The following is a 15,108-nucleotide window of genomic DNA, read 5'->3' on the forward strand; positions in this document are numbered from 1 at the left end:
ACCAGACCATCATGAATCGATACGTCCCGATGCTGGCCATCCCGTTGTTCGCAAGCGCCGTCCCGGCGTTCGCTTCCAACGTGGTGCCTGAGGGCTGGACGCCTGTGAGCGATGAAGTGCTCTCGCACGCGACCGGCAAGTACGCACAACAGAACATGATCACGGGCTTTCAGCTCGTGATGCAGTCGCAGTGGCAAATGCCCACCGGCGCGAGCCTGCTCGCCACTGGTGTGCTTGGTGTGAATCAGGGGCAGGTGCAGACCGGCTCGTCGACAACCGTCATCCCGGGCGTGGTGAATGCTGCCGCCCCGACCACGCAGGCAGTGACCGGCGCCCACGCATTGGTCAACGGCGTCGCACAGATTACGCAGGTTGCGGGCGATGCCAACAACGCGCTGAACAAGGCCATCATCCAGTACGGCCCGGGCGTGTCGCTCGCGCTGCTGGTGCCCATTAGTAACCAGTCGACCAGTAACTCGAGCACCACGGTCGGCAACCTGAGTGCGAACGTCGCGATCAGTTCGGCCGGCATGCAGCTCTCGCTCAATACCCCGAACGGCAATCTCGGCCAGAGCGTCGCAGGCGGCGCGGGTGGGGCGATGAATCAGATCATGCAGGTCGTCCAGGTGGCAGGCAATGCGCAGCAGGTGATGAACACCATGACGCTGAACCTCCAGACGAGTGCGCTGACGTCGGGCGGACTGCGTCAGCTCGGTATTCAGAACGCGATGGCGAACATGGTTGCCATTCGGCATTGAGCGTGTGTGAACGTATTTGAAGTGAAGTGAAGTGAAAGGTAAGGCATAGCAAGCGCAGTGACGGCGTCGTGGTCGATGCATTCGACGCGACGCCGGCAGCAACGTCCGGCAGGTCTTTACCGGACGCCATGACAACTAGACGTGGGGCGCCGCCGCAAAACACTCGCGGCGTACAAGAAGGTGATGTCGGCAGGGCCCGGGCAGGAGGCATCGGCGATGCTGTTGACGCTTTCGATCACTGTCCGTGTTCCGTACGCATCACCCCGCAGTCGAGCAGCAAGGACAACCGTTGTTGCAACACGTGTTTGTTGGATTGCGCGCGGACATCCGTCCGCTTTTTCACCCGGGGGGGATCATGAACACTCACCGCTTTTTTCCCGTTGCCGCTATTCCGTTGGGGGTACTGCTTTTCACGCTATCGGCCCAGGCTCAGGAGCATACGGACCCATCGCCGGATAGCCGTCTCCAGATGTTGATGGACATGGTTGACCGGCAGCAGCGGGAAATTTCTTCTCTGAAGCAGCGCCTCACGGATATCGAGATGGCGCAACGCGGTCGCGGTCTGACCGCGTGGGATACCGCGCAGATCGCGCAGGTCTCACCGGGCGATGGCTCGGCCGCCGGTTCTGCTGGCACACCCGGCGGCGGCGCTGCCGGGGCGGCCGGACCGACATCCGCCACGCCTATCGGCGAGACGCAGCAGATGCAGAAGAGCGAGACCGACTCGCAACGCACGCCTGCCGAAGAAGCTGTCGTTCAGGCGCAGCACGCGCCGTTGTTCGACCGCAAGCTCACCATCGATGCCGGTATCAGCTACAGCTACTACGACCGGCGCCAACTGGTGCTGAGTGGCTTTCTCGCCCTCGACGCCATTTTCCTCGGTCAGTTGAACCTCGGCCAAACTAAGGCCAACGTATGGACGTTCGACGTCAACACGCGTTACGGGGTGACCGACCGGTTGAGCCTGGCGTTCGACGTGCCGTATCTGTACCGCAACTCCGACTTCATCTCCGGTGGGGTGGGCGGTGCGGCGTCGTCGATCAGCGACATCAGCAAGAACTCGGCGAATATCGGCGACGTGAACGCGTCGTTGTACTACCAGCTCATGAAGGAAAACGCCAACTGGCCCGATATCGTGGCGTCGTTACGCGTGACCGCACCGACCGGCACGTCGCCGTTCGGCATCAAGCTGGGTACGCCCGATCCGACGAACAACAACTTGACGACGCCGTCGCGCCTGCCCACGGGTAATGGCATATGGGCTATCACGGCGGGCCTGTCGTTCCTGCGCACCTACGACCCGATCGTGTTGTTCGCGAACGTAGCGTACACGTACAACGTGGCGAAGACGTTCGACGACATCTCGACTATCGAAGGCGTCGTGCAGCCTGCGAAGGTCAAGCTTGGCGATATCGTGCAGGTTGGCGCGGGGATGGCGTTGGCGCTCAACGATAAGACTGCGCTGTCGATCTCGTATTCGACGGCGATCTCGCGCGCAACGAAGACGGCTTCGCCGGGCGGCCCGTGGACCACGGTGGCAGGCAGTACCACCAATGCGGCGTCGCTCAACTTCGGCATCAACTACGCCATCAACAGGCATTGGACGGTCAACGGTTACGTCAATGCCGGCATGTCGCCGGACGCACCGAACTACGTGATCGGGGTTCGTTTCCCGTACACGTTCTGAGGCTTGATCGGGTAAGAGAAATCAGCGAGCGGCTGCAGATCCCATGCGGCCGCTTGCGTTGATTTTGAAGTTCGTGGCCATCATGCCAGCCGACATTTGCGGCATCGAGGAGATGTTAATCGTCGTGCGCGGCTGCGCGGTGGCAGGCAGCGATGCCTGAGTCGGTTTAGGCGACGGGGCGGGCGGAATCACTTCGTCCCAGAGACGAACGTGGTTTGCTGCAGCAGTTGTTGAATTGACCGGTGCGATGGTGTTCGGTCCGGCGTTGCCGATGCTGGTGACAAGGCTGCGAGCCACGTTGGCGGCATGGGTGCTGGCGAGCAGGGCGTCGCTCACTGTCGCGGGCATACTGCCCACGCCGATGACGTCGGCCTGCGCGGTACTCACAAAGCACGCGGCGGCAAGACAAAACACCGCACTGCGCGTCGTGCTGACGGAAATTTTGAACATGGCGTGCCCCCCGGCCTCCGCTGACTGTCCTCTCAGACTTTTTGTATTTTATTGCGTCAGATGAGAAATGGAAGGGGAAAAAGTAATAGCGGAATTTCCGAAAATTGAGTAAATAATTTACGCAAATTGCGGATTGTCGCGCTAAGGCAACAGGGATAAGGCTCCGCGAGAAACGGATTCGCCGCCATGCGGGCTTAGCGCATAAACTGCCTTGAAAGCAAGATGACGCCTTATGTGTAAATCGTGACGAAGGTTGGAGGATTTCTTCGGATTTTCTTCAATTTCGTCCTGCTAAAAACAACGCTAAAGGCGCAGCACGTTCGAGAAGAAAGCGGGGCGGCGGCATGGGGATGCCGACCGGAATGACAGGGGAAATCATGCGTGTGCTGGTCCTAGGAGAGGCTGCCGCCTGGCTGAGCGGCCTCCAGGTCGCGTTGCAAACCGAAGCGAACGCGACGCCACCCGTCTTGCGTCACGTCGATAGCGTGGCGACGCAGGACTGGGTATGGCTGCGCGAGTTGCCTTCGCGTCGTGCGCTCGTACTCGATGAGTCCGTGGCGCGTACGCCCGCGCTCGACACCTTGTGCTCGGCAGCCGCCGAGTGTGTTCCTCCCGTGCCGGTTATCGTCGTTGGCGATGCGGGTTTTCCCGATGAAATCATCCGCTGGCTGCAAGCGGGCGTCACGGCATGTCTGCCGTGGCCGAACTCGGTGGCGCGTATTCGTTCGGTGTTCGACCTGGCGTTTTCCGGTGGACGCTTTGTGCCGGAAGAGGCGCTCTCGGCGTTGCTCGTGTTGTGGCGTCAGGAGGCTTTGGGCGAGGCGCTGCCGCTTTCTCGCCTGCCGGTGTTTCCGCTGGGCGGGGACAAGGCGACGCAACTGGCCGAGTCTGCGTTGCTCGGCATTTCCCAGCGGCAATACGAAATTCTGGCGCTGCTCTCCCGAGGGCTGTCCATCAAGACCATTTGCCAGCAGCTCGTGATCTCGGAAGGCACTGCGAAGACGCACGTCTCGGCGCTTTACCGGCGTCTGGGGGCGCGCAATCGTGGCGAGGCCATTTATATTGCAGCGCAACGTGGCGCGCGTCATCTGTTCGAGACGTGATCGACCGCTAACGCGCATCCCCCTGCTGTAGCCGCGCTGAGTCGGTGCAGTCTTCGGAATCGACGACGAACTGCATCGGAATCGTCCGGGATTCCCCTTGAGGCTATTGGCCGATCGCCGACTGCCGAATTACTATACGAACTTCATTTGCCACCCATATGCACGGATGCGGCCTTCGGGGCAGCGTCCCGAACTCGACGGTGATGGCCGTCGACGAGGCTCAGGAGTCCAAGCGTTGTCCAAGTCGTCTACGCCGTACACATCCACTTCGCCACAGGGCGCCAATGCGTCTGCGGCATCCGCCAATCAGTCTTCCGACGCATCCCGTCAAACTTCCGAATCGGCCAATGCGGCTAAGTCGTCCACCGGTATGCCCGGCTTCGGCGCGCTCGCTGGCGTGAAGGTGCTCGAACTCGGCACGCTCATTGCCGGTCCGTTCGCCGCACGCATGCTGGGCGAGTTCGGCGCGGAGGTCATCAAGATCGAAGATCCGCAGCACGGCGATCCGTTGCGCAAATGGCGCAAGTTGCACCCCGATGCGGGCGGCACGTCGCTGTGGTGGGCCGTGCAGGCGCGTAACAAGAAGTCGGTAACGATCAACCTCAAGTCGCCGGAAGGTCAGGCCATTGTGCGCAAGCTGGCGGCGCAGGCGGACATCGTCGTCGAGAACTTCCGTCCCGGATTGCTGGAGCGTTTCGGATTGGGCTACGAACAGTTGTCCGCCGACAATCCCGGGCTGGTGATGGTGCGCCTGTCCGGTTACGGTCAGACCGGCCCGTATCGCGACCGGCCGGGGTTTGGCGCCATCGCCGAATCGATGGGGGGATTACGGCATATCACGGGCTATCCGGAGTTGCCGCCGCCGCGCATCGGCATTTCCATCGGCGACTCGATTGCCGCGCTGCATGGGGTGATCGGCGCGATGATGGCGCTGCATCACCGCAACGTGAATGGCGGGCGAGGGCAGGTTGTCGACGTTGCGCTTTACGAAGCCGTCTTCAACCTGATGGAGAGCGTGGTGCCCGAGTACAGCGTCGCCGGGATGGTGCGTGAGCGCACCGGGGCGTCGCTGCCGGGGATCGTGCCGTCGAACACCTATCCGTGCGCTGACGGCATGATCGTCGTGGGCGGAAACAGCGATCCGATCTTCAAGCGTCTGATGCATGCCATTGGCCGTGCTGATCTTGCGGAGGATCCGGGGCTGGCGCATAACGACGGTCGCGTGCCGCGCACCCAGGAGATCGACGACGCTATCGGCGGCTGGACGCAAATGCGTCCTATCGACGATGCGCTGGCGGTGCTGCAGGGCGCGGACGTGCCCGCGAGCCGCATCTACACGGTGGCCGACATGTTCAAGGATCCGCAGTTCATCGCGCGCCAGATGATCCAGCGTCATACCTTCCCGGATGGCACGCCGATCGATCTGCCGAACATTTCGCCGAAGCTCTCGGAGACCCCCGGACAGACCCAGTGGCTCGGCCCGGAACTCGGCGCACACACGGACGAAGTGCTTGGGCAACTGGGTTATGATGCCGGGCAAATCAAAGCATTGCGCGAGAGCGGCGTCATCTGACACGCCACTACGCGCAAAGCGCCACGGGCGCGGCAACGACCGCGTCCCGTTATAAAGCACGTCGAACTTACAAAGAATGAACGCTGCAACCACGGAGACAACAACACCATGCAAAGACGTCAATTCGTCACGGCACTGGCCGCGACCGGCCTGATCGGCGCAGGCATTCGCCCCGGCTTCGCGCAAAACAAGCTTGAGAAGACCAAGGTCGCGATTGCGGTCGGCGGCAAGAACCTTTTCTATTACCTGCCGCTCACGATTGCCGAACGCCTGAACTACTTCAAGGACGAAGGGCTCGACGTCGAAATCTCGGACTTTGCCGGTGGCTCCAAAGCGCTTCAGGCGCTGGTCGGCGGCAGTGCCGATGTAGTGTCGGGGGCTTACGAGCACACGATTCTGTTGCAGGCGAAGAACCAGTACATCCGCGCATTCGTGCTGCAAGGCCGCGCGCCGCAGATCGTGTTCGGCGTATCGAACAAGACGATGCCGAACTACAAGTCGATTGCCGACTTGCGCGGCAAGAAGATCGGTGTGACGGCACCGGGGTCGTCGACCAACATTATGGCGAACTTCGTGCTGGCCAAGGGCGGCATCAAGCCCAATGAGGTCGCTTTCGTCGGGGTGGGGGCGTCGTCCGGCGCGCTGGCCGCGATTCGCTCAGGCAACATCGACGCCATCGTCAACCTCGACCCGGTCATCACCATGCTGGAGCGCGACAAGGAGATCCGCGTGATCTCGGATACGCGCACGCTCAAGGAGACGGTCTCGGTGTTCGGCGGCAATATGCCCGCAGGTTGCCTCTACACGAACGAGTCGTTCATCCAGAAGAATCCGAATACGACGCAAGCCCTGACCAACGCGATGGTGCGTGCGCTGCGCTGGCTTCAGACTGCCGGGCAGGCCGACCTGATCAAGACGGTGCCCGAAGCGTATCTGCTGGGCGACCGCGCGTTGTATCTCGATGCCTGGAGTCGCGTGAAAGAGGCAATCTCTCCGGACGGTCTGATTCCGGCAGATGGTCCGGCGACGGCGCTGCGCACGTTGCAGGCGTTCGACGAGACGGTCAAGGGCAAGACGATCGATCTGTCGAAGACGTTCACGAACGAGTTCACGAAGAAGGCCGACGCCAAGTACAAATGATGACTGCGCCGGCTCTGAGTTTCGACAGCATTACGTGCACCTTCGTCGCCCGCGACGATCGCGCGAAGCGTTATACGGCCGTAGCCGACACGTCGCTCGACATCGCGCCGGGCGAGTTCGTTTCGGTCGTCGGGCCGACCGGGTGTGGCAAATCCACGTTGCTCAATGTCGCCGCGGGTTTGCTCTCCCCGTCCTCCGGATCGATCAAGGTCTTCGGTGAGCCGCTCAAGGGCATCAATTCGCGTGCTGGATACATGTTTCAGGCCGAAGCGCTCATGCCATGGCGCAACGCGATCGACAACGTGACCGCGGGACTTGAGTTTCGCGGTGTCGCGCCGGAGGAAGCGACGGCGCGTGGGCACGAATGGCTCAAGCGCGTGGGCCTGGGCGGTTTCGGCGATCGATATCCGCATCAGCTCTCCGGCGGCATGCGCAAGCGTGTGGCCATGGCGCAGACGCTGATCCTCGACCCCGACATCATCCTGATGGACGAGCCATTTTCGGCACTCGATATCCAGACGCGTCAGCTCATGGAAAACGAGTTGCTGGAGCTGTGGGCGGCAAAGCGCCGCGCTGTGCTGTTCATCACGCACGACCTCGATGAGGCGATTGCCTTGTCCGACCGGGTGGTGGTGCTGGCCGCAGGACCGGGCACGCATCCGATCGGGGAGTTCCGGATCGATCTGCCGCGTCCGCGCGACGTGGCGGAAATTCGTAACCATCCGCGCTTCACCGAGTTGCACGCTCAGATATGGGACGTGCTTCGCGAGGAAGTCCTCAAGGGCTACGCACAACAGTTAAAGGCGGTCTGAGTGGTCATGTGGCAAATCGCCGGCATTCTCACGGTCTCGCTGAACTGGCTCAACTGGCCGGGGTGGCTCGACTGGATGGACTGGTTCGATTTGCCGGACGGCTTTGGCCTGTTCGACTGGCTGGTCTGATGACCGGTCCGGCCGCACGTCTGATATTCCCGGAATTCGTTCGTCATGCGTAATCGTTCCATCATGCGGCACCTGCGCCTGTGGCAATGGCTGCTGCTGGTCGTGGCATTTCTCGTCTGGTATGTGCTCACCAGCCCGACGCTGCTGCCCGCGTTCTATTTCGATAGCCCCGACAAGGCGGCGTTCTTCTTTGGGGAGCCGCAGAAGGTGCTGCTCCAGGTCTGGCAGTGGTTCGCCAGCGGGGAGATCTATCTGCATTTGGGCGTCACGTTGCTCGAGACGGTGCTGGCGTTCGCCATCGGTACCGTGTTCGGACTCGGCGTGGGGCTCTGGCTGGCGCTTTCGCCGAGCGCAGGTGCTTTGCTCGACCCGTACATCAAGGCGGCCAATTCGATGCCCCGCGTGATTCTCGCGCCGATCTTCGGTGTGTGGTTCGGGCTCGGTATCTGGTCGAAGGTGGCGCTAGGGGTGACGCTGGTGTTCTTCATCGTCTTCTTTAACGTCTATCAGGGCGTGAAGGAAGTCAGCCCGGTGGTGCTCGCCAATGCGCGGATGCTGGGTGCCAATCAGCGTCAGTTGTTGCGCCGAGTGTATTTGCCGAGTGCCACCAGTTGGGTGTTCTCCAGTCTCCACAACTCGGTCGGACTCGCGTTTGTCGGTGCGGTGGTCGGCGAGTATCTGGGGTCGGCGCGTGGCGTCGGCTACCTGATCTTGCAGGCCGAAGGCACGTTCGATATCAATGCGGTGATCGCCGGGGTGCTGATTCTCACGGCCTTTGCGCTGGTGCTCGATGGACTCGTCGGCGTCGTGGAGCGGCGCCTGCTGGTCTGGCAACCGCAAGCCGGAGAGACCGAAAAGATGTAACCGGATGTGACGGACTGGCGCCATGAAGCGGGCGGGGCGCAACGCCACCGGTGCCTTGATGGCGTCATATCGGAGCACCTTTCCTCGGTTACAATTGCCGCATGCGAATCCTGCTCAGCAACGACGATGGGTATCAGGCGCCAGGCCTGGCCGCGCTTTATGAAGCGCTGGCGCCGCTTGGCGACATTACCGTGGTGGCGCCCGAACAGAACTGTAGCGGTGCGTCCAATTCTCTGACCCTGCAACGGCCGCTTTCTGTGTTCAAAGCGCCCAATGATTTCACCTTCATCAACGGCACACCGACCGATTGCGTCCATGTGGCGTTGACCGGGCTACTCGACGAGCGGCCCGATATCGTCGTCTCGGGTATCAACAACGGCCAGAACATGGGCGAAGACACGCTGTACTCCGGTACGGTGGCAGCGGCGACCGAGGGTTTCCTGTTCGGGATCCCTTCGTTCGCCTTCTCGCAAGTCAATAAAGGCTGGGACCATCTCGACAGCGCGGCTCGTGTGGCGCGCGAGGTGGTCGAGCGCTATATGGAGCGGCCGCTGGGCGCGCCCTTCTTGTTGAACGTCAATATTCCCAATTTGCCGTACGAGCGTCTCAAAGGCGCGCTGTCGACGCGTCTTGGGAAGCGACATCAATCGCAGCCGGTCATCCGTCAGGTGAATCCGCGCGGCGAAGCAATTTACTGGATCGGTCCGGCTGGCGACGCGCGCGACAGCAGCGAAGGCACCGACTTCCATGCCGTGGCGCACGATTACGTCTCGGTCACCCCCTTGCAACTGGATCTCACGCATACCGCACGACTTGGCGTCGTGCACGATTGGCTGGCCAGCGCAGGGGTGGCCCAACGATGACGACACCGCCGAAGCGTTTTCCTCTCCCTCTGGCCGAAGTGATGACCCGCCGGCAGCGCAAAGCGCCGGTGCTCGATAAGGCGTCGCGTGCGAGTCCGGCCGGTGCGCCGCCCGCCGCGATGACGCGTGGCACGTCGCAAGCGAATCAGGGAAGTGGGAAGACGCCGTCCGGCGGTAACAGTAGCAATTTGCGGGTGGCGTCGACGCCGATGGCGGGCGCGTCCGCGCGACCTGCTGGTGCACAGACCTCGCACGCGGTCGTGCCGAAGGGGTTGGCGCGGCCGGCCGCCGCGCCGCATGCGCAACCGGCACCGCACGGCTCGCATGCCGCTAAGCATGCACCGAAGCCAGTAGCCAAGGCGCATGGCGCGGGTGCCGCCCAGAAGGGCGGTGCCGTTGGCGGTGTCGTGGGAAAAGGCACAGTCAAGACAATGACGAAGGCGGCCACGACGCCAGTCGGGGCGGTCAAGCCGCCCGCGGGCGTGGGCGTGGGGGCCATCGTGCGTACGAATACCGCGTCGGTCCTGAATTCGCCGGAAGGCATCGGGCTGACGTCGGAGCGCGTGCGTGCACGCATGGCTGAACGCGTCGCGGCATCGGGCGTCAAACACCCGGGCGTGCTGGCGGCGCTAGCGACCGTGCCGCGTCATGGCTTCGTCGACGCCGCGCTTGCCAATCAGGCATACGAGGATGCGGCGCTTCCCATCGGTCATGGGCAGACAATCTCGAAGCCGTCGGTCGTGGGGCGCATGATCGAGCTGCTGCTCGCGAGCGGACGTCCGCTGGAAAAGGTGCTGGAAATCGGCACCGGATGCGGCTATCAGGCGGCGGTGTTGTCGTGTGTTGCGCGGGACGTGTACTCCATTGAGCGGGTTCGTCCGTTACATGAACGTGCCAAAGCCAATTTGCGTCCGTTGCGCGTGCCGAATATTCGTCTGCATTACGGCGATGGGCGGCTCGGATTGCCTGCAGTAGCGCCGTTCGACGGTATCGTGATCGCTGCCGCCGGCCTGGAAATTCCGGACGCGCTGGTCGATCAGTTGGCTGTCGGCGCACGGCTTGTCGCCCCGGTGGGCGGCGAGCAACAAATTTTGACCCTCATCGAGCGCATCGGTGCGCGCCAGTGGCGCGAGACGCAGCTTGATAGGGTGTTATTCGTCCCCTTAAAATCGGGCATCATTTAAGCCCGTCGGGTCTATTCTGCGGAGGAATTGAGTGAATTTGCGAGCGGGTTTCCAACAACGCGTCGCCAGTGTCCTGTTGCTGAGCATGCTGGCAGCGTGCGCATCGCGACAAGTCGGGGCGCCGGTCGTCGACCGTACCGTAGGCGGTACGACGACCGACAGCAGTCTGCCGGGCGCGACTGCGCCGGTGATCGACAATACGCCGGTGCCGCCGGGTTTCTATCGCGTCAAGCCGGGCGACCGCCTGTATCGCATCGCGCTGGAGAACGGGCAGAACTACCGCGATATCGCGCGCTGGAACAACATCCAGAACCCGGATCAGATCGAGGTCGGTCAGGTATTGCGCGTGAAGCCGCCTGCCGGCGACACGGGTACGCCGCTACCGCCGCCGGTGGCCAGCACGCCGCCGAGTAATGGCAGCAGCCCGGCCGCCGTGCCGCCTGCCGTGGTGCCGCCGCCTGCGACGTCGTCGAATGCTACCGCGCCTTCGGCGGTCTCCAGCGGTGCGCTGCAATTGTCGTGGCCGGCCGCCGGCACCGTCATCGGCCACTTCGACGACTCGAAGAACAAGGGCGTGAATATCGGTGGCAAGGTCGGCGACGCCGTCTTTGCCGCAGGTGCGGGCAAAGTCGTGTATTCGGGGGCGGGTCTGCGCGGTTATGGCAACCTCGTCATCATTAAACACGACGGCACCTTCTTGACGGCGTATGCACACAACAGCAAACTGTTGGTCAAGGAAGGCGACTCCGTGACACGGGGTCAGAAAATTGCCGAAATGGGTAACTCGGATGCAGATCGCGTGATGCTGCACTTCGAGGTACGCAAGGATGGCAAGCCTGTGGATCCGGAGAAGTATTTGCCGCCTCGATAAAATAGGCAGGGTCGAATGCTCAAGAGAAAGCGTCGCACTTCGCAAGAGGAAGACCTCGCTGTCCCGGAGTCCGATCAGGAAGCAGACGATCGGCAGTCCCGGCAGGAAGAGGACGTGGACGACGCTTTCGACGAGCGCGAGGCGGAGGATGACGACGCCTCGTCATCCGATGGCGGGGAAGAGGGTTCGTCCTCTTCCGCCACCGGACGCAAACGCAAATCCGCCGATGGCGACGACTTCGGCACCGTGCTGCAGGCCGAACTCACGGCCGACACCGTTCAGCACTATCTCAATCGCATCAGTGTCAAACCGCTGCTAACGCCCGCGGAGGAGCTCGACTACTCTACGCGCGCGCAAGCGGGCGAGTTCGCGGCGCGTCAGGTCATGATCGAGCGCAATCTGCGGCTCGTCGTGAGCATCGCCAAGGGATACCTCAATCGCGGTGTACCGTTGCTCGATCTGATCGAAGAGGGCAACCTCGGTCTGATGCACGCCATCGAAAAGTTCGATCCGGGGCGTGGATTCCGTTTCTCGACGTACGCCACCTGGTGGATCCGTCAAAGCATCGAGCGCGCCATCATGAATCAGGCACGTACGGTGCGTTTGCCGGTGCACGTCATTCGGGAACTCAATCAAGTGTTGCGCGCAAAGCGTCACCTTGAGAAGAGTGCCGCTTATGTCGATGGTGGCGAGCAGCGCGACGCGCGCATCGAAGACATCGCCGATCTGACGGGGAAGACGCCAGACGAAATCACTGACATCCTTGCGCTCAACGAGCATGTGGCGTCGCTCGACGCCCCGCTTGAAATCGACCCCGGCAGCAGTTTGCTCGATCTGCTTTCCGACGATCGCAGCGAGGCGCCGGAGCATGAGGTTCAGCATCGCGAACTGGAAGACCTCATGCGGCTGTGGTTGTCGCGTCTGTCGACCAAGCATCGCTATGTCATCGAACGCCGATTCGGACTCAACCGTGTCGAGCCTGCGACGCTGGAAGAACTGGCCGACGAAATGGGCCTCACGCGTGAGCGAGTGCGCCAGATCCAGCAAGAGGCACTCGTGAAGCTCAAGCGCTATTTCGCCTCGAACGGTGTGCGCAAGGACGCGGTGCTCTGAAATTCGGTGCGCCGCCGTTGCGCGCGTGGCCGTCACTTGCTGCTCATTTCTCTGATGCATCGGCGTCGAATGCCGACGTTTTCTGATTTTTTCTTCTGATTTTCATCATGCCATCTCCCGTTCTCGTCTTCGATATTGAAACGATTCCCGATGTCGATGGGCTTCGCAGGCTTGAGCCCGCGTACGCTGGGCTGTCGGACGACGCCGTTGCCGAAGCGGCATTTGCGGCCCGTCGCGAAAAAGTGGGGCACGACTTTTTGCCGCTGCATTTGCAGCGCGTGGCGGCGATCTCCTGCGTCTTTCGCGACCGCGACGGCTTTCGTGTGAAGTCGCTGGGCACGCTAGAGGACGGGGAGGGAGCGCTGGTGTCCGGTTTCTACCGCACCATCGAAAAGTACGCCCCGCAACTTGTGTCGTGGAACGGTGGCGGTTTCGACCTGCCGGTGCTGCACTATCGCGCCATGATTCACGGGATTTCCGCGCCGCGATACTGGGACCTGGGGGAGGACGACCGCGAGTTCAAATGGAATAACTACATCAGCCGTTATCACCAGCGCCATCTGGACCTCATGGACGTGCTCGCCATGTATCAAGCACGCGCAAATGCACCGCTGGACGATCTCGCCAAACTTTGCGGTTTCCCGGGCAAGCTCGGCATGGACGGCAGCAAAGTGTGGGAGGCATATCGCGACGGCAAACTCGAAGAGATCCGCAATTATTGCGAGACCGACGTAGTGAATACGTATCTGGTCTATTGCCGGTATCAGCTAATGCGCGGGGGCCTGCGTCAGGCTGAGTACGAGCAGGAGATCGAATTTGTGAAGCGGTCGCTTGAGCAGGAGCCTGCTGCGCACTGGAAGGAGTATCTGGGCGCCTGGGGGTAATCCGTCGCACTTTTGTCCCGCACTTTCATCCATTTCGGCGATTTGGACGGGCCAGCCTCCATTCCCCGTGTCTCACGTGCGGACGAATCGATTAAAATGCCGGGTTTGCTGTCGCATATGAGAACAAAGACGTGACCCGCTCCTCCCGAAACTCCTCGCGCGGCCGGCCCAGTGCCGAGCCCGGCATCATCGATATCGAATCGCTCGACATGGAAGCGCGCGGCGTTGGCCGCACCGCACCTGAGGGCGAGCCGGGTACGCCGGAATTCAAGCCTGGCAAGGTCATCTTCGTCGAAGGCGCACTGCCTGGTGAGCGCGTCACATATCTGAGCTATCGCCGTAAGCCCAAATTCGAGCAGGCAGAAACAGTAAGCGTGCTTCGGTCGAGTTCGATGCGTGCCAAGCCGCAATGCCCGCATTTCGGCAAGTGCGGCGGATGCTCGATGCAGCATCTGGAGCCGCGCGCGCAGATCGCCATCAAACAACGTGTTCTTGAGGACAACCTCGCCCGACTCGGGAAAGTTAAGGCCGAGGCGATGCTTCGTCCGATTCAGGGCCCGGACTGGGGCTACCGCTTCCGCGCTCGTCTGACGGTGCGCTACGTGCCCAAAAAGGGCGGCGTGTTGATCGGTTTCCATGAGCGCAAGAGCAGTTACGTCGCCGATATGGATTCGTGCGAAGTGTTGCCGCGTCACGTGTCGGACATGCTGGTGCCGCTGCGTCGTCTGGTCGAATCATTGTCGATTCGTGAGCGTCTGCCGCAAATCGAACTGGCGATCGGTGCCGATGTCACGGCGCTCGTGCTGCGCATTCTCGAACCGCTGACGCCTGCAGACGAAGACATTCTCCGCGCGTTTGCGGATGCAAATCACGTCCAGTTCTGGGTTCAGCCGAAGGGGCCGGACACGGCCGTGCCGTTCTATCCGCTCGAACCGGAACTCCATTACACGCTGCCGGAATACCAGATCCGGATGCCGTTCAAACCGACGGACTTCACGCAGGTCAATCATCAGATCAACCGTGTGCTCGTGCATCGTGCCCTGCGCCTGCTCGCGCCTCAGTCGAACGAGCGCGTGCTCGATCTGTTCTGCGGGCTGGGCAACTTCACGTTGCCGCTGGCGCGTCGTGCCGGTACGGTAATGGGCATTGAGGGCAGCACGGCATTGACTGAGCGTGCACTGGCCAACGCGCAACGCAATGGCGTGGCCGAGCGGACGGAGTTCGCGTGCCGCAATCTGTTTGATATCACGGCGGACGATATGCGTGCGCTCGGCGCGTTCGACCGCTATCTGATCGATCCGCCGCGCGAGGGCGCGCTAGCGGTGTCGAAGGCGCTGGCCGAACTGGCGCAGCAAGGGTACGAGGGGCTGCCCAAGCGTATCGTGTATGTTTCTTGCAGTCCGGCAACCCTGGCGCGCGACGCTGGATTGCTGGTGCATGAGGCTGGGTATCGTTTGACGCTTGCGGGTGTCGTCAACATGTTCCCGCACACTTCGCACGTGGAATCGATGGCCGTCTTCGAGCACGAGAGCATCGGGCAACCGTGGGTGCCACGCGTGCGTATGTCGGAGGAGGCGGAGGATGTCGTCGAGGGTGCTGCGGACGAGGGTGTCGAAGCGGTTGCCGGTGCGGTTGGTGGTGAGGGTGTGATCCACGAAAACACCTGAGTATTCGCGG

At 61.9% G+C, this 15,108-nt stretch carries 15 protein-coding genes; 14 read left to right on the top strand and 1 reads right to left on the bottom strand.

What is annotated here, in order from left to right:
- Positions 1-11: 11 nt before the first annotated feature.
- A complete protein-coding gene (locus PCO31010_RS14820; protein WP_150664920.1) occupies positions 12-758 on the top strand; it encodes a peptidase C39 in 747 nt (248 codons plus the stop codon).
- Between the two features lie 355 nt (positions 759-1,113).
- Entirely contained in the window at positions 1,114-2,445 is a 1,332-nt protein-coding gene (locus PCO31010_RS14825; protein ID WP_150664921.1) for a hypothetical protein, read from the top strand.
- Between the two features lie 21 nt (positions 2,446-2,466).
- Here PCO31010_RS14825 and PCO31010_RS14830 read toward each other — a convergent pair whose 3' ends face one another.
- Positions 2,467-2,895, bottom strand: coding sequence for a hypothetical protein (locus PCO31010_RS14830; RefSeq protein ID WP_150664922.1), 429 nt, complete (start codon positions 2,893-2,895; stop codon positions 2,467-2,469).
- A gap of 377 nt (positions 2,896-3,272) precedes the next feature.
- Between PCO31010_RS14830 and PCO31010_RS14835 the strand changes: the two genes are divergently transcribed.
- The 12 genes from PCO31010_RS14835 to rlmD all read left to right on the top strand — a co-directional run bounded on the left by PCO31010_RS14835 (position 3,273) and on the right by rlmD (position 15,098).
- Positions 3,273-3,998 (top strand): response regulator transcription factor, encoded by a 726-nt coding sequence (locus PCO31010_RS14835; RefSeq protein ID WP_150576851.1) that lies wholly within the window; start codon positions 3,273-3,275, stop codon positions 3,996-3,998.
- 370 nt (positions 3,999-4,368) lie between these two features.
- On the top strand, positions 4,369-5,571 hold the full coding sequence (locus PCO31010_RS14840; protein WP_150665005.1) for a CaiB/BaiF CoA transferase family protein: 1,203 nt from the start codon (positions 4,369-4,371) through the stop codon (positions 5,569-5,571).
- Between the two features lie 108 nt (positions 5,572-5,679).
- A complete protein-coding gene (locus PCO31010_RS14845) occupies positions 5,680-6,711 on the top strand; it encodes an ABC transporter substrate-binding protein (RefSeq protein WP_150576852.1) in 1,032 nt (343 codons plus the stop codon).
- Positions 6,711-7,523, top strand: coding sequence for an ABC transporter ATP-binding protein (locus tag PCO31010_RS14850; RefSeq protein ID WP_150665006.1), 813 nt, complete (start codon positions 6,711-6,713; stop codon positions 7,521-7,523). The genes PCO31010_RS14845 and PCO31010_RS14850 overlap by 1 nt, the downstream gene beginning before the upstream one ends.
- A gap of 6 nt (positions 7,524-7,529) precedes the next feature.
- Positions 7,530-7,652: a hypothetical protein gene (locus tag PCO31010_RS27095; protein ID WP_257125701.1), complete on the top strand. Its 123-nt coding sequence runs from the start codon at positions 7,530-7,532 to the stop codon at positions 7,650-7,652.
- Between the two features lie 45 nt (positions 7,653-7,697).
- The gene (locus PCO31010_RS14855) at positions 7,698-8,516 is read left to right on the top strand and encodes an ABC transporter permease (protein ID WP_150664923.1); all 819 of its coding nucleotides are present in this window, start codon (positions 7,698-7,700) and stop codon (positions 8,514-8,516) included.
- Between the two features lie 101 nt (positions 8,517-8,617).
- On the top strand, positions 8,618-9,379 hold the full coding sequence (gene surE, locus PCO31010_RS14860; protein WP_039399092.1) for a 5'/3'-nucleotidase SurE: 762 nt from the start codon (positions 8,618-8,620) through the stop codon (positions 9,377-9,379).
- A complete protein-coding gene (locus PCO31010_RS14865; RefSeq protein WP_150664924.1) occupies positions 9,376-10,563 on the top strand; it encodes a protein-L-isoaspartate(D-aspartate) O-methyltransferase in 1,188 nt (395 codons plus the stop codon). The genes surE and PCO31010_RS14865 overlap by 4 nt, the downstream gene beginning before the upstream one ends.
- 85 nt (positions 10,564-10,648) lie before the next feature.
- Positions 10,649-11,434, top strand: a complete 786-nt coding sequence (locus PCO31010_RS14870) for a peptidoglycan DD-metalloendopeptidase family protein (protein ID WP_150665007.1) — start codon at positions 10,649-10,651, stop codon at positions 11,432-11,434.
- Positions 11,435-11,449: 15 nt separating this feature from the next.
- The gene (gene rpoS, locus PCO31010_RS14875) at positions 11,450-12,547 is read left to right on the top strand and encodes an RNA polymerase sigma factor RpoS (RefSeq protein WP_150664925.1); all 1,098 of its coding nucleotides are present in this window, start codon (positions 11,450-11,452) and stop codon (positions 12,545-12,547) included.
- Between the two features lie 107 nt (positions 12,548-12,654).
- Positions 12,655-13,431 (top strand): 3'-5' exonuclease, encoded by a 777-nt coding sequence (locus PCO31010_RS14880; RefSeq protein ID WP_039399083.1) that lies wholly within the window; start codon positions 12,655-12,657, stop codon positions 13,429-13,431.
- A 131-nt stretch (positions 13,432-13,562) separates the two neighbouring features.
- On the top strand, positions 13,563-15,098 hold the full coding sequence (gene rlmD / locus PCO31010_RS14885; RefSeq protein ID WP_281357737.1) for a 23S rRNA (uracil(1939)-C(5))-methyltransferase RlmD: 1,536 nt from the start codon (positions 13,563-13,565) through the stop codon (positions 15,096-15,098).
- Positions 15,099-15,108: the final 10 nt, after the last annotated feature.

Source organism: Pandoraea commovens, from assembly GCF_902459615.1.
In the GTDB taxonomy this organism is placed as follows: domain Bacteria; phylum Pseudomonadota; class Gammaproteobacteria; order Burkholderiales; family Burkholderiaceae; genus Pandoraea; species Pandoraea commovens.

What these genes read in the sequence shown, in the direction of transcription:
- PCO31010_RS14820 (WP_150664920.1), top strand. Translation starts at nt 12, where the DNA reads ATGAATCGATACGTCCCGATGCTGGCCATCCCGTTGTTCGCAAGCGCC.
- PCO31010_RS14825 (WP_150664921.1), top strand. Translation starts at nt 1,114, where the DNA reads ATGAACACTCACCGCTTTTTTCCCGTTGCCGCTATTCCGTTGGGGGTA.
- PCO31010_RS14830 (WP_150664922.1), bottom strand. Translation starts at nt 2,895, where the DNA reads ATGTTCAAAATTTCCGTCAGCACGACGCGCAGTGCGGTGTTTTGTCTT.
- PCO31010_RS14835 (WP_150576851.1), top strand. Translation starts at nt 3,273, where the DNA reads ATGCGTGTGCTGGTCCTAGGAGAGGCTGCCGCCTGGCTGAGCGGCCTC.
- PCO31010_RS14840 (WP_150665005.1), top strand. Translation starts at nt 4,369, where the DNA reads ATGCCCGGCTTCGGCGCGCTCGCTGGCGTGAAGGTGCTCGAACTCGGC.
- PCO31010_RS14845 (WP_150576852.1), top strand. Translation starts at nt 5,680, where the DNA reads ATGCAAAGACGTCAATTCGTCACGGCACTGGCCGCGACCGGCCTGATC.
- PCO31010_RS14850 (WP_150665006.1), top strand. Translation starts at nt 6,711, where the DNA reads ATGACTGCGCCGGCTCTGAGTTTCGACAGCATTACGTGCACCTTCGTC.
- PCO31010_RS27095 (WP_257125701.1), top strand. Translation starts at nt 7,530, where the DNA reads ATGTGGCAAATCGCCGGCATTCTCACGGTCTCGCTGAACTGGCTCAAC.
- PCO31010_RS14855 (WP_150664923.1), top strand. Translation starts at nt 7,698, where the DNA reads ATGCGTAATCGTTCCATCATGCGGCACCTGCGCCTGTGGCAATGGCTG.
- surE (WP_039399092.1), top strand. Translation starts at nt 8,618, where the DNA reads ATGCGAATCCTGCTCAGCAACGACGATGGGTATCAGGCGCCAGGCCTG.
- PCO31010_RS14865 (WP_150664924.1), top strand. Translation starts at nt 9,376, where the DNA reads ATGACGACACCGCCGAAGCGTTTTCCTCTCCCTCTGGCCGAAGTGATG.
- PCO31010_RS14870 (WP_150665007.1), top strand. Translation starts at nt 10,649, where the DNA reads ATGCTGGCAGCGTGCGCATCGCGACAAGTCGGGGCGCCGGTCGTCGAC.
- rpoS (WP_150664925.1), top strand. Translation starts at nt 11,450, where the DNA reads ATGCTCAAGAGAAAGCGTCGCACTTCGCAAGAGGAAGACCTCGCTGTC.
- PCO31010_RS14880 (WP_039399083.1), top strand. Translation starts at nt 12,655, where the DNA reads ATGCCATCTCCCGTTCTCGTCTTCGATATTGAAACGATTCCCGATGTC.